Raw genomic sequence first — 20,501 nt, 5'->3', positions numbered from 1 at the left:
TTCGAATAACCGCCCGACCTCGCTCATCCACACCATGAACCTGCAACAACGTCTTTGCCACATCAATCCCTACTGTCGTAATCTTCATCTCGGTCGCCCCTTTCTGTTAAGTGGTTTGCTTCACGCTCCCACTGTGGCACTCAGATGCCGGGTAAGGAAGGGGCGACCATTCCATTAAAATCCCCCGCGATCTGTGCCGGTCGCTCGAGGTTTCAGCGCCAGGCGCGGCGAAACTCTGGGCGAGGCGCCGTTGCCAATCACCGGCGTGCATGCCTGTCACCGGATCGGTTCCATCATGGTTGGGGGCGCGAGTGATGCCGGCCAGCGGGGGAGCGCCATGCAAGGCGTGCAGATCGGCGAGGAAATCATTGAGAGTATGCTCAACGCCGTGACCCACCCGCATCAGGCGCGCTTCAAACGCATGCAGCTCCTCGCGGGCGAGGTTTTCGCCGGTCACTGTGGTGACATAGATACCGATCACCACCAGCGGCACCACTACGGCCAACGCGAGTACCGCAACCAGCGTAAGACGCAACGAAAGCGCAACTCGTTTCGCCATTTAGCACGACTCCCTCACCCACCCCGCGTCAGTTTCCATCCGCGCTGCGGGTTTACTACACCCTGAACCAACAATAGACGGAAATCGTGTGATCCACACCGAACAGGGGGTTGTGATTGCAGGAGACTTGGTTAGCCTTGCACTCTATCCTGCCACTTTATCCCGGAGGTTAACTTACCGTGCCGCGTCACTTCCTCCTGCTGGCCATCCTGTTCTGCAGCCTGATCGGAAACACCTTGTGGGCGGCCGCGCCGGCGATCGACAGTTCGTCACCTCCTGCCGTGCTGCAGATATCCGCTGCCGAGGAGGCGCGGGCCGGTGCCTTGCTCACGGAGACGCAACACATCGCGCTCAACGCCGTTTCAGACTTGTGGCGAAGAAATCCGGCATCCACCCAGGCCGATCTGCAATGGGAGGCGTTTATGGCGGACCTCAGTCCGCCCTTGGGACCCCGGGATCAACGGCTGCTTTTGCGTTGGGCGTTGCGCAATGCCTATATCGAGGGCCATCGGGAAATACTTTTTCACAGCGACAGGGCCGATGCCTTCGAGGAGGCGCGAGACCGCTTCCTCATCGAGGCGCGGCGTGCCCGTAACTGGATTGAAACGCATCGCGCTTCCGGCGCGGAAACAATCGATCCGCCTTTTTTGCCGGACACCCGACTCGAGCGTCCCGACCCGATACGCGGCCCTAAACCTTCCGCGACTGACCGGGCGCTGACCACCCTGCAGGCGGTCAATCGCTACGCCATGGGCATCCAACGCCAGTATGCACAGATGGGCGACGACGCCCAGCTTGCGCGTCTGGCAGCCCAGCGGGCGGGTGCGCGTCAGCGGCATCTGCAGAATCAGGCCGCTGCAATCATGGTGCGTTTGATATCCGACGGCCGATAGGGAACGCAAAGCGCGTTTCGCGCCAACCTGCCCCACGAGATCCGCACGCCCATGAACGGCGTTATCGGTATGGTTGAGCTGTTGGCCGACACACCACCCTCTCAGCAGCAGCGACCCTACCTGGGCACCGTTGCCAGCTCAGCCAGTACACTGCTTGCCATTCTCGATGAGGTACTCGACTTCTCCAAGGTGGAGGCGGGTAAACTCGATCTACACGCCGTCGCCGAACAGGTGGTGCTGCTGTTCGGTTCAAGGGCGGCCGAGGCCGGTTATGACGTAATCCTCATGGATGCGACCATGCCCGAACTCGACGGTTTCGAGGCGACCCGCCTGTTGCGTCGTCACAAGGGACTCAAGCGGAAAAGCCCCGTCATTGCCGTGACCGCGCTCGCCTTGAGCGGTGATCGCGAGCGTTGCCTGGAGGCCGGCATGGACGATTATCTGCAGAAGCCGATCACACGTCGTGCGGTGGCCGAGGCGCTGGGGCGCTTCCCGCCATGATGAGTGTCGCACCGGCCGGGTTGAATCCCTGTAGCGACGACGGGCAAGATGGCACGGATGAAAGAGGTGAACTCTACCCTCAAGGCAGAGGATCTGACGGTGGCCACGGATCGCATTTATGCTCTTCCCGAAATCGCCGTCTGCGTCGGGGGTATTGAACTGCGCCGAATCAGTAAAGAGATGGAACAGGCAGCCTTGGGGCGTTTGTGCCAAGCTTTGGAGGGCAGAGAATGGAACCCGGCACAACAACCATCACGGCACAAGGCGTGAACGAAGCAACGCAAGAGACCGGCACCGCCGGCAGCCTACGAATACTCATCGCCGACGACGAGCGCGTCTCGCGCACCCTGATGATGCGGGTGGTGGAAAGTTGGGGCTACCAGGCCGTGGAGGCCGAAAGCGGCGATACCGCCTGGGCGATCCTCAGCGCGCCCAATCCGCCGCGTATCGCCATCATCGACTGGATGATGCCGGGTATCGACGGCGTTGAGATCTGCCGCCGCTTGCACAACCGTACCGATGCACCGCTCATCTATACCATCCTGCTCACCAGCAAAACCGATGAGCAGGCGCTGGTCCATGCCCTCGAACAGGGTGCCCATGATTTCCAGACCAAGCCCGCCAATCCCGGAGAGTTGCGTGCCCGCCTGCTGGTGGGTCGCCGACTGGTCGAGAGCGATGATCGGCTGAACGAGTCCCTGGCGCGCATGGAACAGATGGCCGCTACCGATTCACTCACCGGTGCCGCCAACCGCCGTCACTTCATTCAGCTGGCGGAGCGGGAGATCTATCGGGTGCAGCGCACTCATTCGCCCCTGGCGTTGCTGGTGATGGATATCGATCACTTCAAGGAGATCAACGATTCCCATGGCCACGTCGCCGGCGACGCTGCCCTTTGTCACCTGGTGGCCGTCTGCCAACTGAGCCTGCGCCGCACCGATATCATCGCCCGCTTCGGCGGCGATGAGTTCGTGATCCTATTGCCTGAATGCGATCCCCCGACGGCCATCCACACCGCCGAACGACTGCGCGAGACGGTCAGTTCCACCCCGGTACCCGACAAGAGCGGCCCCTTTACGATGAGCACCACCATCGGCGTGGCAACCTGTCCGGCAGGTAGTCGCAAGCCGGAAGACCTGGATGCCCTGCTGCGACTGGCCGACGAGGCGCTCTACGAGGCGAAGGGTGCCGGTCGCAATCGCATCGCCACACGCTCCCTCGAAAGCCTGGCGCTCCCTACGACGCCTTAGCCCCCGGCCCAATTTGATCCGGGTCAATCGCACTCTCATTCCCACAACCTTAGTGGTTGCGTTTTTCCCCACCAGCGGCATACTTGATAAATATCAATTTCCGACCTTGGCGCTGGGATTCCAGTCCGCTCGGGAAGGGAGAGGAGTCGACTCCATGGTGACGAGTTTTGAACGTGACGACGCTCCGGGCGTCGAGTTCGTATTGCGACCGAATCGCTCACTGAACTGGAGGGCCGCCCAAGCGGCCTTTTTGACCCTGTGCGGCTGCACCGCAGCGATCGCCGCCTACTTCGCCAGCCAGGGTGCGTGGCTGGTGCTGCCCTTTGCCGGCCTTGAGTTGTTGGCCGTCGGCGCCTGTCTGTATGTCTGCCTGTTGACCACGCACAGCCGTGAAGTGGTGCGTATCAATGATCGCGAGATAGTGATCCAGCGCGGCCGCCACCGCCCTGCCATAGAGCAACGCATACCGCGCGCGTGGACTCGCGTGGTACTGGCCACCGATTCCCGCAACTGGTATCCCAGTCGCTTGCTGTTGCGCTCTTATGGTCGTGAAACCGAGATCGGCAGACATCTGATCGAAGAGGAGCGCCGCGAACTCGCCGCTGAACTTGGGCGCTACTTGACGTTTTTCAGCCGCAATCGGTTGCATGCAACATCACCCTTTTCACACCTTGAAACCAAAGGCCGCCTGCCGCCGGTTGAGGGCCTGCTATGCTCGAAGCTATGTATAAAACCAAATCGATACTGAGATTATTCGGCGCTGCCGCACTGCTGGCCGGAAGCGGTGAAGCATTGGCGGAGTTGGGAGTCAATTTCCCACCGCCTGCCTCAGCGGGTGCGCAGGAGATCTATGATATCCATATGCTGACGGTGACCATCGCCACGGTGCTCACCATCGCCGTGTTTGCCGTGGTGCTGTTTGCCATTCTCCGTTTCCGTAAAAGCCGCGGCTATGAAGCCGACCAGAACTTCCACAAGACCTGGTTCGGACGCTGGTCGTGGATCGTGGTGCCGGCCATGGTGCTGGGGGTCGATCTCACCATCGCCAGTTCCGCGCAGCGAGTGCTGGAGAACATCTGGGTGGTTCCCAGGGATCAGAATCTGATGGACGTGAAAGTGACCGGCCATCAGTGGTGGTGGGAGTTCGAATACCTCGACCACGGCATCAAGGTCGAGAGCCGCTACACGCCACAGGAGCGGGCGGGCGACCTCTACCTGCGCGAGGTCGACAACCGCCTGGTACTGCCCACCGACACCCGCATCCGCTTCCTGCACACCTCGGTCGACGTGTTGCACGCCTTCTGGGTACCGGAGTTGGGCTTCAAGAAAGACGCCATTCCCGGCTATGTGACCGAGACCTGGACGGAGCTCAATCGCGAGGGCGTCTTCCGTGGTCAGTGCGCCGAGTTGTGTGGCACCTGGCACTCGCGCATGCCCATCGTGGTGGAGTCGGTCAGTCCCGCCAGGTTCGAGGAGTGGGTCCAGTCCCAGAAAGTGGTCATGGTCGCCAAGGCCGCCGAGGCCAGCGCTGACAAGACCTGGACCAAAGACGAGCTGATGGAGAAGGGTCAGGGGCTCTACAACACCAGCTGCGGCAGCTGCCACCAGGTCAACGGTCAGGGTCTGGCACCGGCCTTCCCGGCGCTCAAAGGCAGCCCAATCGCCACCGGGCCGTTGGCGGCCCACCTGGAGATCGTATTGAAGGGCAAACCGGGAACGGCGATGCCCGCCTGGGCGCAACTGAACGATCTGGAGATCGCCGCCATCATCACCTACGAACGCAATTCGTGGGGCAACGACAGCGGCGACGTGGTGCAGCCCAAAGACGTGAAGGCGGCGCGCTGATGAAGCGCAACTTGAAGCAGGAACCGCGACGCGTAACGGGCGACAAGACCGGACTTGCGCGGATATTTTTTGAAGGAGTAACGCAACCATGAGTACCGTAGCTGCAACTCACGAACATGAGATTCACGGTCCGCCGAGCGGATGGAGGCGCTGGCTCTACAGCACCAACCACAAGGACATCGGCACCATGTACCTGGTGTTCGCGCTGGTCATGTTGTTCCTCGGCGGTGCAAGCGCCATGGTGATCCGTGCCGAGCTGCTGTTCCCCGGGCTGCAACTGCTCGATCCCGACCTCTACAACAACATCGTCACCAACCACGCGCTGATCATGATCTTCGGCGCGGTGATGCCCGCCGGCGCCGGTATAGCCAACTGGATGATCCCGCTGATGATCGGCGCGCCGGACATGGCGCTGCCGCGCATGAACAACCTCAGCTTCTGGATACTGCCGGCCGCAGGCACCATGCTGCTGCTGTCGTTCGTGGTGCCTTTCTTCCCCGGTGGCGGCACCCAGATCAACACCGGTTGGACACTCTACCCGCCGCTCTCGACCCAGGTCGGCATGTCCATGGATTTCCTGATCTTCGCCATTCACCTGCTCGGCATCTCCTCGGTGCTGGCCTCGATCAACATCATCGTCACCATCCTCAACATGCGTGCGCCGGGCATGAAATTCTTCGACATGCCGATCTTCTGCTGGGCGTGGTTCGTGACCGCGTTTCTGCTGATCCTGGTGGTGCCCGTGATCGCCGGCGGGGTGACCATGCTGCTCTTCGATCGTCACTTCGGCACCAGCTTCTTCAATGCCGCGGGCGGCGGCGATCCGGTGCTGTTCCAGCACCTGTTCTGGTTCTTCGGCCATCCTGAGGTCTACATTCTGATCCTGCCCGCCATCGGCGCGCTGGCGCAGATCATCCCCGCCTTTTCGCGCAAACCGTTGTTCGGCTACCACTCCATGGTGGGCGGCATGCTGGTGATCGCCACACTGGGGATGGCCGTATGGGCGCACCATCAGTACACCGTGGGCATGTCGCTGGGCGCAGTCAGCTACTTCATGATCGGCACCATCCTCATCTCCATCCCGGTAGGTCTGATCATCTTCAACTTCATCGCCACCATGTGGCGCGGTTCCATGACGTTCGAGACGCCGATGCTGTTCGCCATTGCCATGGTGATGCTGTTCAGTTTCGGCGGCCTTACCGGGGTGATGTTGGCGGTCATCCCCGCTGATATGCAATACCACGACTCGATGTTCGTGGTGGCGCACTTCCACTACGTGCTGGTGCCGGGTGCCATCTACGGTCTGTTCGCCGCGGTCTTTTACTGGCTGCCCAAGTGGACCGGCCACATGTACGATGAAAAGCTGGGCAAGATCTTCTTCTGGATCAACGCCATCAGCTTCAACGTCACCTTCTTCCCGCAGCATTTCCTCGGGCTGGCGGGTATGCCGCGGCGCATCGTCGACTACAACGTCATCTTTACCGAGTTCAATCAGCTCTCCAGCATCGGCGCGTTCGTCTTCGGACTCAGCCACCTGCTGTTCCTCTACATCATCATCAAGTGCGTAAGGGGTGGAAAAAAGGCGGAGAACCGCGCCTGGGAAGGCGCCAGCGGACTGGAATGGGAGCTGCCCTCGCCGCCGCCGTTCCATAGCTGGGAAACGGCGCCGCAGCTCAAGTGAGGCCGGAAATCACCATGAACACCACGCCCCAGGCGCAGAAACGGCGGCAGAACATCACCCTGGCGATCATCCTCGGGGTGCTGGCGTTGGTGATGCTGGTCGCCTCGCTGCCGATGTGGAAGGCGCTGTTCGGGACGGTGGGCGGATGACGGGCACCGCGAAAAACCGCAAGTCGGTACTGCTGCTGAGCGGGCTGGTGGTCGGCATGTTCGCCTTCGGCTTTGCCCTGGTGCCGCTGTACAACCTGGTTTGCCAGGCGCTGGGCATTCAAACCGCTACTACGGCGGTAGCGGTGACCCAACCGACCACTGCCGGCGTCGCGCGCCCCATCACCGTAAAATTCGACACCACGGTCAACAGCAATCTTCCCTGGCAGTTCAAGCCGCTGACCCGGCGCCTCGACGGCCAGACCGGCCAGCTGCTGGAAGCGCGGTTTCAGGTACAGAACAGCTCCACCAGCGCACTGACCGGCCAGGCGATCCCCAGCATCACCCCCTGGCAGGCGACCGAATACGTGCAGAAGATCGAGTGCTTCTGTTTCGACCAACAGAAGCTTGCCGCGGGTGAAACGCGTGAGGTGGTGCTGCGCTTCATCGTGTCACCGCAGCTGCCCGAGCGCTTCCACTCGCTGACGGTTTCCTACACCTACATGAACCCCGCCAGCCCGGTGGCCACGCGCCACCAGCCCGCGGGCGGAGGATAAGCATGGCGGCCGACGACCACTACTTTGTACCCGAGCCCAGCCCGTGGCCCGTCATCGCGGGCGGCTCGTTGCTGCTGCTACTGTGCGGTGCGGCACTGGCTCTCAACGGCGTTGGCACCGTGGGTGTGGCGATGATGGGTATCGCCTTTCTGCTGATTGCGTATTTCATGTACGGCTGGTTTGGCGATGTGATCGGCGAGAATCTCGCGGGCAGCTATCGCCAACGCGAGGATCGCTCCTTCCGCCAGGGGATGTACTGGTTCATCGCCTCGGAGGTCTTCTTCTTCGCCAGCTTCTTCGGCGCGCTCTACTACATCCGCAACATCGCCGTGCCGTGGTTGGGTGGCGAGGGCTATCTCGGCATCTCCCAGGAGATTCTCCACAGCCAGTTCGTCGCGCAATGGCCAACGGCGGGGCCAGGGCAACTCGGGGGGGAGTTCACGCCCATGGGCGCCTGGGGAATCCCCGCGATCAACACGCTGATCCTGCTCTCGAGCGGTGCCACCGTCACCTGGGCCCACTGGGGCTTGAAGATCAACAGCCGTCCTCAGCTCATTTGGGGACTGTCTGCGACGGTCGCACTGGGCCTGATCTTCGTCGGCCTGCAGGCGTTCGAGTACCACGAGGGCTACAAAAACCTTAACCTCACGCTCGCCTCAGGCGTCTACGGCTCGACTTTCTACATTCTTACCGGCTTTCACGGGATGCATGTGACGCTGGGCGCGATCATGCTCATCGCGATACTTGGACGAGCGCTGAAAGGACACTTCCAGCCGCACAATCACTTCGCCTTCGAGGCGGTCGCCTGGTACTGGCACTTTGTGGATGTGGTCTGGCTGGGCCTGTTTATTTTCGTTTACTGGCTGTAGACGCTACTTGGAGTGGGGCTCCACCAGACCGAAGTAGTAGCCCGCCATCAGCAAAACGAACAGCATCAGCGACAGCGTGATCCGCACCGTCAGCGCGCGCACCATGCGCGTCTTGTCGCGGCTGCCATCATCGCGGGCCAGAAAGAACATCGCTTCCGCCAGGGAAAAGACGATCAATCCCAGCAGGATGAAGAGCGGGATTTTGATGACGAGGTCCATAGGCACCTCCTGGTAAATGGCTTGCGGGCCCGTATCGGTCCGGGACTCGCCACATCGACTCCGGAGACCCGAGACATACATGAGTTATAGCACCTCTCTACGCATCGGCGGTCAGGAATTTCGACCGCGCCTGGGTTTGACCCTGGCCGCGACCCTGGTGGCAATGCTCTGCCTGGCGCTCGGCGTCTGGCAACTGCAGCGCGCCGAGGAGAAGGCCCAGCTCGCTGCCTTGTTGAGCGAGCGTTTCGATCAGCAACCGATCGCCATTGGCGATATCGACTTTGCGCAGAGCGCCGATCTGCGCTTCACCCGGGTCGAACTCCGCGGGCGCTACGACTTCGAGCACCAGTTTCACATCGCACATCGCCGCAATCAGGGGGTGCAGGGTGCGCATATCATCACCCCATTGCGCATCGCCGGCAGCGCGCGCACCCTTCTGGTCAATCGCGGTTGGGTGGCGAATGCTCAGGCTGGCGCCGATCTGGCAGCGCTCACCAGCGACACGCAAACGGTGAACGTTACCGGCCGACTGGTCTCGCCCGCTGCACCGCCGCTGCGCCTCGGTCCCGCCAACAGCGATGCGACGCCGTGGCACCGGCCGTGGCTGTTTGCCGATCCAGACCTCTTCAGCGCCCGCAGTGGGGAATACACCCTGCCGCTGGTGCTGCTGCTGGATGCCGATGTTCCCGATGGCTATCAGCGCAGCTGGACCCTGCCGCAGCCCGATCCCAGCATGCACTATGGCTACGCGATCCAGTGGTTCGCCTTCAGCGCCATGGCGCTCATCGTTTGGGCGGCGCTCTCGCGCAAAAAGGAGAGGAACGAATGAGTGCTGAACCCCTCGCGCGGACCCCTTCCAGGCGCGGTTTGGGTCCGTTGTGGGCCATGGCAATGATCTTCGGCTTGCCGTTTCTGGCTGCCGTCCTCTTCTATCTCAATCCCGGCTGGCTGCCCCAGTCGCAAGCCAATCGGGGCATGCTGATCGATCCGCCCGTCGCTGCGGCAACGTGGCGACTGCAGGGGGTCGACGACCGGCCAATGACGCTTGCAGAAGCGGCCAACACCTGGATCATTCTGCTGATCACCGGTTCCGACTGTGGCCCGCGCTGCGTGGCGCGCCTCCATGAACTGCGTCAGGTGCGCCGCGCGGCCGGCGTCGAGCGCGCGCGCGTCGAACGGATGCTCCTCTTTTCCACATCGCCCGCAGCGGACAGCGTCACCCGGTTAAAGCAGGACGACCCGCGCCTGATGCTGGGTGTATCGCAAAGGGATCAACTGATCGATCAACCACTGGAGCCCGGGGCGGTGGTGCTGATCGATCCGCTGGGCGACGCCATGATGTACTACCCTGCAACAGCATCCGCCAAAGATCTGCTCAAGGATCTCAAGCGTCTGCTCAAGGTTTCCAAAGACTGGAGGGTACCGCGGCAATGAGCGCTCGCGATCCGGCACTGCCCGCCACCGCCTCCCCCGGAGCCTGGCGCAGTTACTACGAGCTAACCAAACCCAAGGTGGTACTGCTGATCGTCTTTACTGCGGTGGTGGGCATGCTGCTGGCAATACCCGGCATGGTGCCGTGGCAGCCCCTGGTGTTCGGTACCCTCGGCATCGCCCTGGCTGCAGCCAGCGGCGCCGCCATCAACCATCTGGTGGAGGAGCGCAGCGACGCGCGGATGGAACGCACCCGCGGCCGTCCATTGCCCACCGGGCGCCTCGACCAGCGCCGCGCCCTGGTTTTTGCCCTCACCCTGGGCGCGACCGCCATGGTGTTGCTGGCAGCCTGGGTCAATCCGCTGACCGCCGTGCTGACCTTTACCTCGCTGATCGGTTACGCGGTGATCTACACCCTGTTTCTCAAACGCACCACACCACAGAACATCGTTTGGGGTGGGGCGGCCGGTGCCGCGCCACCCCTGCTCGGCTGGGCGGCGGTGACCGGCGAGGTCACGCTGGAGGCGTTCCTGTTGTTTCTGATCATCTTCATCTGGACCCCACCCCATTTCTGGCCCCTGGCTATCCGCCGCCGCGAGGAGTACGCACGCGCCGGACTGCCCATGCTGCCGGTCACCCATGGCGTACCGTTTACCAAGCTGCAGATCCTGCTCTACAGCGGCCTGCTGTTTGCGGTGACCCTGCTACCGTTCGCGGTGCGCATGTCCGGCTATCTCTATCTTGCCGGGGCGGTCATTCTCGGTCTGGAATTCGTGCGTAAAGCGTGGCTGCTGTTTCGCAGCGCGGATGACGCCAGGGCGATGGAGCTGTTCAGTTACTCCATCGCTTATCTGGCGCTGCTGTTCGGCTTTCTGGTGGTAGACCACTATCTGATGCAGTGACTCGCCTGAATCGCGCCAGGTTTCAGGACCGCGAAGAAACGGCTCGCCCCTCTTGGTCACCCGGCCAACACCGCCTCGATCTGCTCCAGCATGAAATCGAGCTGCGGACGGCGAATGGTCAGAGGCGGGGCGAGGCGCACCACCCGCTCGTGGGTCTCCTTGCAGAGCAGACCGCGTTCGAGAAGTTGTTCGCAGTAGCGACGGGCGTGTCCCACCTCCGGGGTCAACTCGATGCCGATCAGCAATCCCCTGCCGCGCACCTCGGCAATCTTGCAACTCTGAATCTTCTTCAGCCGCGCCATCAGGTAGGCACCGGACTCCGCGGCACGCTCGGCCAGGCGCTCATCTTCCAGCACCTGCAGCGCGACATCGGCCACCGCAGCCCCCAGCGGATTGCCACCAAAAGTGCTGCCGTGATCGCCGGGCCGGAACACGCCGAGCACCGCCTCGGGGGCGATGACCGCCGATACCGGATAGACACCACCGCCCAGTGCCTTGCCGACGATCAGCATGTCGGGTTTCGCGTCGTGATCATGCTGATAGGCAAACCGCTTACCGGTGCGCCCCAGTCCGGTTTGGATCTCGTCGGCGATGTAGAGCACGTTGTACCGGGAGCAGATACGACGCACCGTGGTGAAATAGCCGCTCGGCGGCACCACAATCCCGCCCTCGCCCTGGATCGGCTCGACCAGAAACGCCACCGTGTTGGCGGTGATGGCCGCTTCGAGCTGGGCGGAATCGCCAAAATCGATAGTTTTGAAACCCGGCGCAAAGGGACCAAAACCGTCGCGGTATTGCGCTTCGCTGGAGAAGCCGACGATGGTGGTGGTGCGGCCATGGAAATTGTTGCGGCAGACGATGATCTCCGCCTGATCGTGCGCCACGCCCTTGACCGTGTAACCCCATTTGCGGGCGGTCTTGATGGCGGTCTCCACCGCCTCGGCACCGGTGTTCATGGGTAGCGCCCGATCCATCTCGGCGAGGTTGCAGAGTCTCTCCAGGAACGGGCCCATGCGATCGTTGTGGAAGGCGCGCGAGGTGAGCGTCAGGCGCTCGGCCTGATCCTTCAACGCCTGGACGATGCGCGGATGGCGGTGACCCTGATTGACCGCGGAGTAGGCGCTCAGGCAATCGAGATAGCGCCTGCCTTCGCTGTCCCATACCCAGACATCGTCGGCCTGCGCCAACACGACGGGCAGCGGATGGTAATTGGTGGCGCCATAGTGCTCGGCCTGCGCCATGATCTCCTGCTGTGAACGATGCGGCATCTCCATTTCCCGCACTGTGCTCAACGTTTTCATAGGCCGACTCCTTTCACTAAAAACTACCGGCTGATCTGATGGTCGCGGCTCGTCCCACCACGGTCTCAACGAGGCCGACGGTGAGGCGCGCCGTAACGCCGCAGAAATCCTGGAGCGGGTTGAGCTCCATCACGTCCAGTGACGCCAGCAATCCACTCTGTGCAATGCACTGCAAAGCCTGCTGCATCTGTTGCGGTTCGATTCCATGCGCCTCAGGACTCCCGACGCCCGGCGCCACCAGAGGATCCATCACATCGATGTCGAGACTGACATGCAGGTGTCCGCCGCTGGCCGCCACCTGCCGCAGCACTCCCTCGACCAAGGTGGCAAGACCGTGGTCCCGCGCATCCTGCGCGGTATACACGTTGACCGGAGAACCCTGCAGCAACTCGCGTTCCACCGTGTCGACGGCCCGCACTCCCAACAGATACAGGTGGTCGGGATCCACCATGGGAACCCGATCGCCCACCGCCAGCAGTGCGGCATCACCCAGACCGCATACCGCGGCTACGGGCATACCATGAACGTTCCCGGACGGGGATGTGACTATGGTGTTGAAATCCGCATGGGCATCGAACCACAGCACCCATAACGGCCGCCTGCGCTGGGCGCAATGCCGTGCAACGGCGGCGAGCGATCCGATACTCAGGCTATGGTCGCCGCCAACCAGAATGGGTAGTTCACCAACGGCCAGCGCTGCGTCCACCGCTGTGCGCACACGCTGACACGCCGTGACCAATTGGGGCAGCGCGGCACGCCCGCTGGGCGCGCAGTCCGTCAGATCGAGTTCGGCCTCACGCACCCAATGCCCGGTAAGGCGCAGTGCGTTTCCCAGCCCGGCCTGACGCAGGGCCGACGGTGCAAGTTCACATCCGGAAATCCCGGCTCCGCCGCTGAAAGCGGCCTGAATCAAGGTGATGTGCTGGCTGTACATCCACACCTCCCAACCTTGGGCGTGACATCTGCGACCACCAGCCAAATATCATTTGGCTGTGATCTATGCTTTATGAGCGCCTTGCTTCAGCGCTTTAAGCAATTGATTTAACGGAAAAGGTTGCCATAAATCGCACCGAATAGGTTGGGATATATCGAATCAAAGACGACGGAAATGCGCCCGAATACCCAAGAAACCGAATAATCTTCAGTTGTACTGGCAAAGGGGCATCGCATGAAACTGGACCGGATCAACCTGCGCTTGCTGGCCGAATTGCAGCACGATGGGCGCATCACCAATCAGGCATTGGCGGAACGGGTCGGTCTCTCGCCCAGCGCCTGCCTGGATCGCGTACGCCGGCTTCAGGAGGAGGGGGTGGTAGAGGGATTCGGGGCGCGCATCGATCTCGAACAGGTCTGCCAATCGGTGACCATCATCGCCACGATCACCCTGCACGACCATCGCAAAAAGCACATGGAACGCTTCGAGGCCGAGGTGAAATCACTGGACGAGGTCGTCGAGTGCCACCAGGTGAGTGGCGTCTTCGATTACATGCTCAACGTCGTCTGCCGCGACATGCGCCACTATCAAACAGTCAGCGACCGACTCATCGAGGCGGGCGCCGGGGTCATCGAACTGTGCAGCCATGTGGTCATGGATCGCACCAAACCGTTCAGCGGCTACCCGCTGGACGCGCTGCAACCTCCGTCGAAGCAGTCCACCCAAAAATAGGGGGCAGCGTCGTCCCGTTATTCAGATTCGCTGCCGGCAGCGATCGCAGGCCGACCGAACAGCCGGGCCCGCAACCACCCCTTATCCAGGATGAGCACGTTACCCCCGACCACCATCATTACACCCAGCGCCGCCAGCCAGGTCCACTGATAGCCTTCCGCCACAGTGGAAAGCGCCAGGGCCACCACGGGAAAAAGCACGGTGGCATAGGCGGCACGATCCGGGCCGATACGACTGAGCAAGGTCAGGAAACAGAAAAAACCCATGGCTGAAGCGGGTACCGCCAGGTAGAGCAACGAGGTTACGTAGCTCACTGACACTTCGAATACCAGCGTCTCGCCACGCACCACCGTAAAGGCCAGCATCCACAAGGCACCGTAGGCCATGCTGTAGGCGTTGCTGGGAAGCACCGCGATCCCCGCGCGCTGAGTGCGCAGCGATACCATGGTGCCCAGCGACGCGATATAGGTACCGGCCAGACTCAAGCCCAGGGCGGTAAAGGCGGCGCTGGAGAGATCGAAGCCCTCGAGTTCGGGCAGAAAGACCAGCGAGATACCCGCCAAACCGACGACGGCACCCCCCACCACGCGTGGCTGGATGCGCTGACGAAAGAAAATTGCCCCGTTGACGATGTTCATCACCACCAACGAAGAAAAGACCACCGCAATCAACCCGCTGGTGATGTAGGCGGCGGACAGATAGACCAACAGATAGTTGAACGAAAAGAGCGTCAGTCCGAGCAGCGCCATCCACCCGTGTTGCAGCAACGTATAGCGCAACTTCGTGCGCCTCCACCAGGCAAAACCCCAGAGCAGCAGCGCGGCGAGCAGAAACCGATACGCGATCGATTGTTCCGGCGGTACCACACCCACCTGGTACTTCATGGCCAGCCAGCTGGAACCCCAGACCAGGACCACGAAGCTGTAGAGAAAGGCATTGCTGTTCAGCAGGGACATCAGGAAATTGTTGGAGAGCAAACGAATGCCGCAGCTTACTATGAAACTTCGGCGTTACGCATTACGAACATTCTGCGTCTCTGACCCGCACCCCTGGTCGCGGTGTCTGAAAACCACCCGTGATAAAAGTACGTTCGTTCGTTTATGGTCACGGTGGAGCAACTCCCACCGCAGAGCCGCCAACAGCGTTATCTGGTGCCGCGCAGCGCTCTGACCGAGCAGGAACTCGATTGGCTGTTGGTGCTGAAACCCGGGCGCCATTGGAGTTGGGCGGCCGAACACCGCGCGTCTGACAGCACCGATTCCGGCGGTACCGGGATTGCTGTAGCCACACTCGATGCCTTTCAGGGTCGCAGCATTGGCCGCTGCCTGCCGGCAGCAGTGGCAGCCGAAGCTTTGAAAGTAGGGATTCAACGGCTCCACGGCTACAATCTGCCAGACAATGGGCGCATCCTGGGCTGAGGGGAACGGCGTGGCGCAAAGAGCCGAGCGGGGGAAGATGGCACGGTCGAACTGCGGTTCGCCGCAATAAATCCGGCGGCGGATTTGGCGCAAGCTCCTGCCCCCCGATGCCCAAGCGAGCATTGTGACCACACGGCACTCTGAAATCATCACTCGGCTGCAACCGACAGAAGGGTTTTGAGCGATGCGGGTACGCAATATTCACGAACGAATCATCACGGCCAGCACCGAGCAACTCGGTGCCCTGCTCGACACTCTCGCCTCGAGCAACGACCAAATCTGGCCGCGCGAACGTTGGCCGGCAATGCGTTTCGATCGGCCGCTGGGCAAGGGCGCGGTGGGCGGGCACGGCCCGATTCGCTATTTCATCGCCAACTACCGTCCGGGGCGCAGCATCCTTTTTACCTTCACCGGGCCCCAGGGGTTTCAGGGTCAACACGGCTTCGAGATCGAACGCGTGGACGACCAGCACTCCCTGCTGCGCCACCGATTGGAGATGGTGGCGGACGGCAAGGCCCGTTTCAGCTGGCCGCTGGCGTTTCGCCCACTGCACGATGCGTTGATCGAGGACGCCCTCGATAAGGCCGAGCTGCAGCTCGGCCATACTCCGACACCCCGCACATGGAGCCCGTGGGTGCATATCCTGCGCCGCGCTCTGTCGCGGCGGCGGCGTAGAACCCGTGGCCGCTGAGCGGCGACAGGTCATCACGACCGGCACGCGCGCGGGGGATTTTGGCCGGTCTGGTTTTCGTACCGGACCCACATACCACGACCGGCACGCGCGCGGGGGATTTTGAGATTAGAACCTATCTCAGAATCCCGCGCGTGCTGTGTTGAGCCCCAGGGGTGCGCTGGGTAGGCCCGAAGGCGCAGCCAATAGCAACGCTATTGGCAAGTCGAGAACACCGCCAGCGCACCTCTGGGGCCAACCCGAAGGGCCGGGCGCTCGTGGCTCCAGCACGGTGTTGCGGCTCGCTCATTGGGAATGACCCAACCACGCTCACCGCGCCTGGCGCTCGAACCACAAGCGATCGGCACAGCTCGCGCGGGATTCTGAGATAGGTTCTAGTATCCTGCCCGTCCAACCAAGGAACCGTGGTCATCGTGCATCTCCGTAATTTCATGCTCATCGCTTGTCTGCTGGCTCCTGTCGCGGCCAGCCATGCCGCCGGGCCCTACATCATCGGCCCCATGCCGGGTCATAGCGCCATGCGTGCGGTGGCGCTCTGGATTCAGGTGCGCGACGCGCAGCAGGTGGCGATCGAGTACTGGCCCGAGCAACAACCCTCCCAGACGATCCGCACACCCCCGCAACCGATCATCCCAGCCCATGACGGGGTGCTGCAGTTCGCTATCGGCGCCCTCGAACCCGGCACGCGCTACCGCTACCGGGTGGTGGTCGACGGTCAGTCGGTGGAACCCAGGGAGCCGCTCCACTTCTCTACCCAGCCTCTCTGGCAGTGGCGCAGCGACCCGCCTCCGTTCAGCGCCGCCATCGGCTCGTGCGCCTTCATCAATGACAAGCCCTATGACCGTCCCGGCCGCGGCTACGGGGGCGATTACCAGATCTTCGATGCCATCGCCGATCAGAAACCCGATCTGATGCTGTGGCTGGGCGACACGCTCTATCTGCGCGAGGCCGACGCCGACAGCGCCTGGGGGATCGCCGCCCGCCACCGTCAGGTGCGGGCCTTCCCACCGCTGCAAAGGCTGCTGCGCACCACCCATCACTATGCGATCTGGGACGATCACGATTACGGCCCCAATAACGCAAACGCCAGCTACGTGCTCAAGCCGGCGAGCCTGGAACTCTTCAAGCGTTACTGGCCCAATCCCAGTTTCGGACTGCCCGAGGCGCCCGGCATCTTCACCCGCTTCGCCTGGCATGACGTGGAGTTCTTTCTGCTCGACGACCGCTGGTACCGCAACAGCGATCGCGCCCCCGACACCCCTGACAAGGTGATGCTCGGAGCGGCCCAACTGGCCTGGCTCAAGGATGCGCTGCTCTCCTCGCCCGCTACCTTCAAGGTGATCGCCAACGGCAGTCAGCTCTTCAACGACGTCTCACGCGCCGAAGGGTGGCAGCATTTCCCGGCCGAACGACAGGCGTTTCTCGACTGGCTGCGCGATGCGCGCATCGAGGGACTGGTTTTCCTCTCCGGTGACCGCCACCGTACCGAACTGGCCCGCAGTGAACGGCCGGGCGCCTACCCGCTCTACGAACTCACCTGCTCCCCGCTCACCGCGCGTGGGTGGGCGGCGCGTGACGCCGAGATCGATCGCCCCGGCCTGATTCCCGGCACCCATGTGGATCAGCGCAATTTCTGCCGTCTCGATTTCGACGGCCCGCTGCGTGATCGCCGTATGACCATTCGCGTTTTCGACGCCAACGGCAAAGCGCTGTGGGAAAACACATTGCACGCTAACACCTTACGCACACCGCGTTGAGTTTGGCCCGGAATTTACTGGAACCTGTCTCAGCTTCCCCCGCGTGCTGTGTTGTACCCCAGAGGTGCGATGGGTAGGCCCGAAGGCGCAGCCAACAGCAACGCTATTGGCAAGCCGAGAACACCGCCGGCGCGCCTTTCCCGGGCGCAACGGGAACTCCTCGCCGGCACCCGGTACAAAACAGTGATGTTTTGCCAGCAGCGACACAAGGTGGCGGCATGAATGGAACTTCCCGACCGCGTTACACAGGCAACCCGCCAGATCAGCTGGTCAGCTTTTTTGCCGCCCACCCACGGCTGCTCGTGCTCACCGGCGCGGGGGTCAGCACCGGTTCGGGGATACCCGACTATCGGGATCTCGATGGCCAGTGGAAGCGCAAACAACCGGTGCAGTATCAGAAGTTTCTGCGCAGCGCAGCGGTGCGCAAACGCTATTGGGCACGCAGCCTGGTCGGCTGGAGCTGGTTTGCCACCGCCCAACCCAACGTCACCCATCACGCCCTGGCGGAACTGGAACGACGCGGACACGTTCATCATCTGATCACCCAGAACATCGATCGCCTGCACCAGGGCGCGGGCAGCGCGCGGGTCATCGATCTGCATGGACGGCTCGACACCGTGGTGTGCCTCGACTGCGGCACTGAGTCGGCCCGCGCCGCCTTCCAGGCCACACTGGAGGAGCGCAATCCCGGCTTCATCCAACAGACCGCCGCCATCGCACCGGATGGCGATGCCGATCTCGAGACCGTCGAGTTCGGCGACTTCGAGATCCCCGGCTGCGCGCACTGCGGAGGTCTGATCAAACCTCATGTGGTTTTTTTCGGCGAGGCGGTGCCCAGGGCACGGGTCGAGCAGGCACTGGCTCTGTTAAATGAGGCCGACGCTCTCCTGGTCGTCGGTTCGTCGCTGATGGTCTTTTCCGGGTACCGCTTCGCCCGCGCGGCGGCTGCGGCGGGAAAACCGATCGCGGCGATCAATCTGGGTCGCACCCGCGCCGACGATCTGCTCGACATAAAAATCGAAGCCCGTTGCGATACCACGCTCACCACCCTGTGCGAGCGACTCGCGTGAGTGAGGTGCCCCGCGACGAAAACGGGCGCATTGCTTCGCCCTGCGTGCGCCTCTGCTGCCTCGACGACAACGACATCTGCCTGGGCTGCTTCCGCACCGTGGTCGAGATCACGCGCTGGGGCGAAGCCACCGATACCGAGCGGGAGTCGGTACTGGCCGCCGCCCGCACCCGACGCAAGCACCACCTTCAGCGTTACCCCTTGGCACCACACTGATCGAAGCTACATTGCACCACCCCGCCGGGCGGACTACACCTATTGAAAGCACACGATGGCGCCAATGAACCCGGGGAGGGGAAAGCCATGTCTACCAACAACGTCCATGTCCTGTCTGCCGACCAGCAGGTCGCCCGCATCTTCGAATGGCGCCGCGGCTTCAACGCCATGCATCTGATCGACCTCGGCGTGCGCCTGGGTCTTTTTCAGGCCCTCGCCGAAACGCCGGATGCCAGCGCAGACGCGATCGCCGAACGTCTCGGCCTCCATGCGCCCTATGTCGCGACCTGGTGTATCACTGCATACAGCCTGGGATTGGTGGAAAGTGAAAAGACCGGCCGCCTGCGGCTCGCCCCGCACATCGACACCATCCTTGCCAACGCCGGGCATCCGCGCTACCTGGGCAGCTACGTGCGTCTCGGCACCGAATTCGCCACCGAGGATTTCCGCGGCTGCGTCGCCGCCTTCCGCACCGGTGACACCGTGCCCTACCAGGGCCGCAGCGAAGATTTCACCGAAACGGTTACCGGTTCCACCCAGGGATTGCACGTGGTCACCGCCCGCAAGATCCTGCCCGAACTGCCGGGTGTAAAGGCGTTGATGGATGCCGGTGGCGCGATCCTGGATGTGGGCTGCGGTACCGGAAATTTCCTGCTGCAGCTGGCCAAAGCCTTTCCCGGTGGCCGTTGCGTGGGCGTCGATATCGATCCGGTCGGCATCGCGGTGGCCAAGCGACGCATAGCCGCGGCCGATCTCGGTGATCGTGTCGCGGCGATCGAGGGCCCGATCGCGTCCGTGCAGCCCGCGACCTTCGACATCGTCGTTATGGTCGAGGTGCTGCACGAGATCGAACCCGCTGTACGTCCGCGTGTAGTCTCCGAGTGCGCACAGGCACTGCGGCCCGGTGGCTGGCTGGTGATCGTCGACGAGACTTACCCGTCAACCCTCGAACAGGCGCGCCAACCGGAGTACCAGTTCCCCCTGCAAACCGGCTTCGAGGAACTGCTGTGGGGCAACGTGGTGCCCACCCGCGAGGAACAGGAGCAGCTGCTGCGCGAGGCCGGCTTCACCGGGCCGGTAGACCGTTCGTTGCTCGGCGAAGGTTTTACGCTGCTGACCACGCGCCTTCCTGATCAGCACTTGCAAACCTAACGGCAGCCGGGATAATCGCAGCGCCTTCCGTCCCTGCGGCGAGTAGAGTTCCATGTCGCAGTTCGACAACGTTACCCTCGTCAAACAGGCCAACGTCTATTTCGACGGTAAGCTCACCAGCCGCACCGTGCTGCTTGGCGACGGCAGCAAAAAGACCCTCGGTATCATGCTGCCGGGTGACTACGAGTTCGGCACCGATCAGAGGGAGCTGATGGAGATTCTGGCGGGTGAACTCGAGGTGCTGCTGCCGGGAAGCAGCGAATGGCGATGCGTGGGGGCAGGAGAATCTTTCGCGGTCCCCGCCAACACCCGATTCGCATTGAAAGTGAAGAGTGTCACCGATTACTGCTGCGCTTATCTCGGCTGAGCGTCAGCCGC

At 62.4% G+C, this 20,501-nt stretch carries 24 protein-coding genes and 1 pseudogene; 20 read left to right on the top strand and 5 right to left on the bottom strand.

Going from position 1 to position 20,501, the window contains the following annotated elements:
- Positions 1 to 106: 106 nt before the first annotated feature.
- Complete coding sequence (locus tag DWQ09_09955; GenBank protein KAA3628425.1) at positions 107 to 559, bottom strand: hypothetical protein; 453 nt, start codon at positions 557 to 559, stop codon at positions 107 to 109.
- Positions 560 to 738: 179 nt separating this feature from the next.
- Here DWQ09_09955 and DWQ09_09950 point away from each other — a divergent pair, with 179 nt between their 5' ends.
- The 9 genes and pseudogenes from DWQ09_09950 (at position 739) to DWQ09_09910 (ending at position 8,301) form a co-directional block, all read left to right on the top strand.
- On the top strand, positions 739 to 1,452 hold the full coding sequence (locus DWQ09_09950) for a hypothetical protein (protein KAA3628424.1): 714 nt from the start codon (positions 739 to 741) through the stop codon (positions 1,450 to 1,452).
- A gap of 51 nt (positions 1,453 to 1,503) precedes the next feature.
- A pseudogene (locus DWQ09_09945) lies at positions 1,504 to 1,659 on the top strand (hypothetical protein).
- A 78-nt stretch (positions 1,660 to 1,737) separates the two neighbouring features.
- A complete protein-coding gene (locus tag DWQ09_09940; protein ID KAA3628457.1) occupies positions 1,738 to 1,953 on the top strand; it encodes a response regulator in 216 nt (71 codons plus the stop codon).
- A 230-nt stretch (positions 1,954 to 2,183) separates the two neighbouring features.
- The gene (locus DWQ09_09935; protein ID KAA3628423.1) at positions 2,184 to 3,203 is read left to right on the top strand and encodes a diguanylate cyclase; all 1,020 of its coding nucleotides are present in this window, start codon (positions 2,184 to 2,186) and stop codon (positions 3,201 to 3,203) included.
- Positions 3,094 to 3,951 carry a DUF2244 domain-containing protein gene (locus DWQ09_09930; protein ID KAA3628422.1) on the top strand — a complete coding sequence of 286 codons (858 nt, stop codon included), beginning with the start codon at positions 3,094 to 3,096 and terminating at the stop codon, positions 3,949 to 3,951. Before DWQ09_09935 ends, DWQ09_09930 begins: the two co-directional genes overlap by 110 nt.
- On the top strand, positions 3,915 to 5,048 hold the full coding sequence (gene coxB / locus DWQ09_09925) for a cytochrome c oxidase subunit II (GenBank protein KAA3628421.1): 1,134 nt from the start codon (positions 3,915 to 3,917) through the stop codon (positions 5,046 to 5,048). Before DWQ09_09930 ends, coxB begins: the two co-directional genes overlap by 37 nt.
- A gap of 88 nt (positions 5,049 to 5,136) precedes the next feature.
- Positions 5,137 to 6,729: a cytochrome c oxidase subunit 1 gene (locus tag DWQ09_09920; protein ID KAA3628420.1), complete on the top strand. Its 1,593-nt coding sequence runs from the start codon at positions 5,137 to 5,139 to the stop codon at positions 6,727 to 6,729.
- Between the two features lie 145 nt (positions 6,730 to 6,874).
- Positions 6,875 to 7,432, top strand: a complete 558-nt coding sequence (locus tag DWQ09_09915; protein KAA3628419.1) for a cytochrome c oxidase assembly protein — start codon at positions 6,875 to 6,877, stop codon at positions 7,430 to 7,432.
- 2 nt (positions 7,433 to 7,434) lie between these two features.
- A complete protein-coding gene (locus DWQ09_09910) occupies positions 7,435 to 8,301 on the top strand; it encodes a cytochrome c oxidase subunit 3 (GenBank protein KAA3628418.1) in 867 nt (288 codons plus the stop codon).
- 3 nt (positions 8,302 to 8,304) lie between these two features.
- On the opposite strand, the gene DWQ09_09905 is transcribed toward DWQ09_09910, so the two are convergent.
- Positions 8,305 to 8,520 (bottom strand): twin transmembrane helix small protein, encoded by a 216-nt coding sequence (locus tag DWQ09_09905; GenBank protein KAA3628417.1) that lies wholly within the window; start codon positions 8,518 to 8,520, stop codon positions 8,305 to 8,307.
- A gap of 16 nt (positions 8,521 to 8,536) precedes the next feature.
- On the opposite strand from DWQ09_09905, the gene DWQ09_09900 reads away from it, so the two are divergent.
- Genes DWQ09_09900 through DWQ09_09890 form a run of 3 tightly spaced genes read left to right on the top strand, consistent with a single transcriptional unit; the run spans position 8,537 to position 10,853 of the window.
- Entirely contained in the window at positions 8,537 to 9,349 is an 813-nt protein-coding gene (locus tag DWQ09_09900; GenBank protein KAA3628416.1) for an SURF1 family protein, read from the top strand.
- Positions 9,346 to 9,954: a hypothetical protein gene (locus tag DWQ09_09895; GenBank protein KAA3628415.1), complete on the top strand. Its 609-nt coding sequence runs from the start codon at positions 9,346 to 9,348 to the stop codon at positions 9,952 to 9,954. The genes DWQ09_09900 and DWQ09_09895 overlap by 4 nt, the downstream gene beginning before the upstream one ends.
- Positions 9,951 to 10,853, top strand: coding sequence for a protoheme IX farnesyltransferase (locus DWQ09_09890; protein ID KAA3628414.1), 903 nt, complete (start codon positions 9,951 to 9,953; stop codon positions 10,851 to 10,853). Before DWQ09_09895 ends, DWQ09_09890 begins: the two co-directional genes overlap by 4 nt.
- A 56-nt stretch (positions 10,854 to 10,909) precedes the next feature.
- On the opposite strand, the gene rocD is transcribed toward DWQ09_09890, so the two are convergent.
- Positions 10,910 to 12,121, bottom strand: a complete 1,212-nt coding sequence (gene rocD, locus DWQ09_09885; GenBank protein KAA3628456.1) for an ornithine--oxo-acid transaminase — start codon at positions 12,119 to 12,121, stop codon at positions 10,910 to 10,912.
- Positions 12,122 to 12,170: 49 nt separating this feature from the next.
- Entirely contained in the window at positions 12,171 to 13,088 is a 918-nt protein-coding gene (locus tag DWQ09_09880) for an arginase (protein ID KAA3628413.1), read from the bottom strand.
- 234 nt (positions 13,089 to 13,322) lie between these two features.
- Between DWQ09_09880 and DWQ09_09875 the strand changes: the two genes are divergently transcribed.
- The gene (locus DWQ09_09875) at positions 13,323 to 13,820 is read left to right on the top strand and encodes an Lrp/AsnC family transcriptional regulator (protein ID KAA3628412.1); all 498 of its coding nucleotides are present in this window, start codon (positions 13,323 to 13,325) and stop codon (positions 13,818 to 13,820) included.
- Positions 13,821 to 13,837: 17 nt separating this feature from the next.
- Here the strand turns inward: DWQ09_09875 and DWQ09_09870 are convergent, their stop codons facing one another.
- Positions 13,838 to 14,776 carry an EamA family transporter gene (locus tag DWQ09_09870; protein ID KAA3628455.1) on the bottom strand — a complete coding sequence of 313 codons (939 nt, stop codon included), beginning with the start codon at positions 14,774 to 14,776 and terminating at the stop codon, positions 13,838 to 13,840.
- Between the two features lie 144 nt (positions 14,777 to 14,920).
- Between DWQ09_09870 and DWQ09_09865 the strand changes: the two genes are divergently transcribed.
- The 7 genes from DWQ09_09865 (at position 14,921) to DWQ09_09835 (ending at position 20,490) form a co-directional block, all read left to right on the top strand.
- Positions 14,921 to 15,238: a hypothetical protein gene (locus DWQ09_09865; GenBank protein KAA3628411.1), complete on the top strand. Its 318-nt coding sequence runs from the start codon at positions 14,921 to 14,923 to the stop codon at positions 15,236 to 15,238.
- A 184-nt stretch (positions 15,239 to 15,422) separates the two neighbouring features.
- Entirely contained in the window at positions 15,423 to 15,929 is a 507-nt protein-coding gene (locus DWQ09_09860) for an SRPBCC family protein (protein ID KAA3628410.1), read from the top strand.
- A 404-nt stretch (positions 15,930 to 16,333) separates the two neighbouring features.
- A complete protein-coding gene (locus DWQ09_09855) occupies positions 16,334 to 17,686 on the top strand; it encodes an alkaline phosphatase family protein (protein KAA3628409.1) in 1,353 nt (450 codons plus the stop codon).
- Positions 17,687 to 17,904: 218 nt separating this feature from the next.
- Positions 17,905 to 18,756, top strand: coding sequence for an NAD-dependent protein deacetylase (locus DWQ09_09850; protein KAA3628408.1), 852 nt, complete (start codon positions 17,905 to 17,907; stop codon positions 18,754 to 18,756).
- Between the two features lie 5 nt (positions 18,757 to 18,761).
- Entirely contained in the window at positions 18,762 to 18,971 is a 210-nt protein-coding gene (locus DWQ09_09845; protein KAA3628454.1) for a DUF1289 domain-containing protein, read from the top strand.
- 87 nt (positions 18,972 to 19,058) lie between these two features.
- Positions 19,059 to 20,123, top strand: a complete 1,065-nt coding sequence (locus tag DWQ09_09840; protein KAA3628407.1) for a class I SAM-dependent methyltransferase — start codon at positions 19,059 to 19,061, stop codon at positions 20,121 to 20,123.
- Between the two features lie 52 nt (positions 20,124 to 20,175).
- A complete protein-coding gene (locus DWQ09_09835) occupies positions 20,176 to 20,490 on the top strand; it encodes a pyrimidine/purine nucleoside phosphorylase (protein ID KAA3628406.1) in 315 nt (104 codons plus the stop codon).
- The last annotated feature ends 11 nt before the right edge of the window (positions 20,491 to 20,501 follow it).

The organism is Pseudomonadota bacterium, from assembly GCA_008501635.1.
GTDB lineage: Bacteria > Pseudomonadota > Gammaproteobacteria > QQUJ01 > QQUJ01 > QQUJ01.
This window is presented reverse-complemented; position numbering and strand designations above follow the sequence as displayed.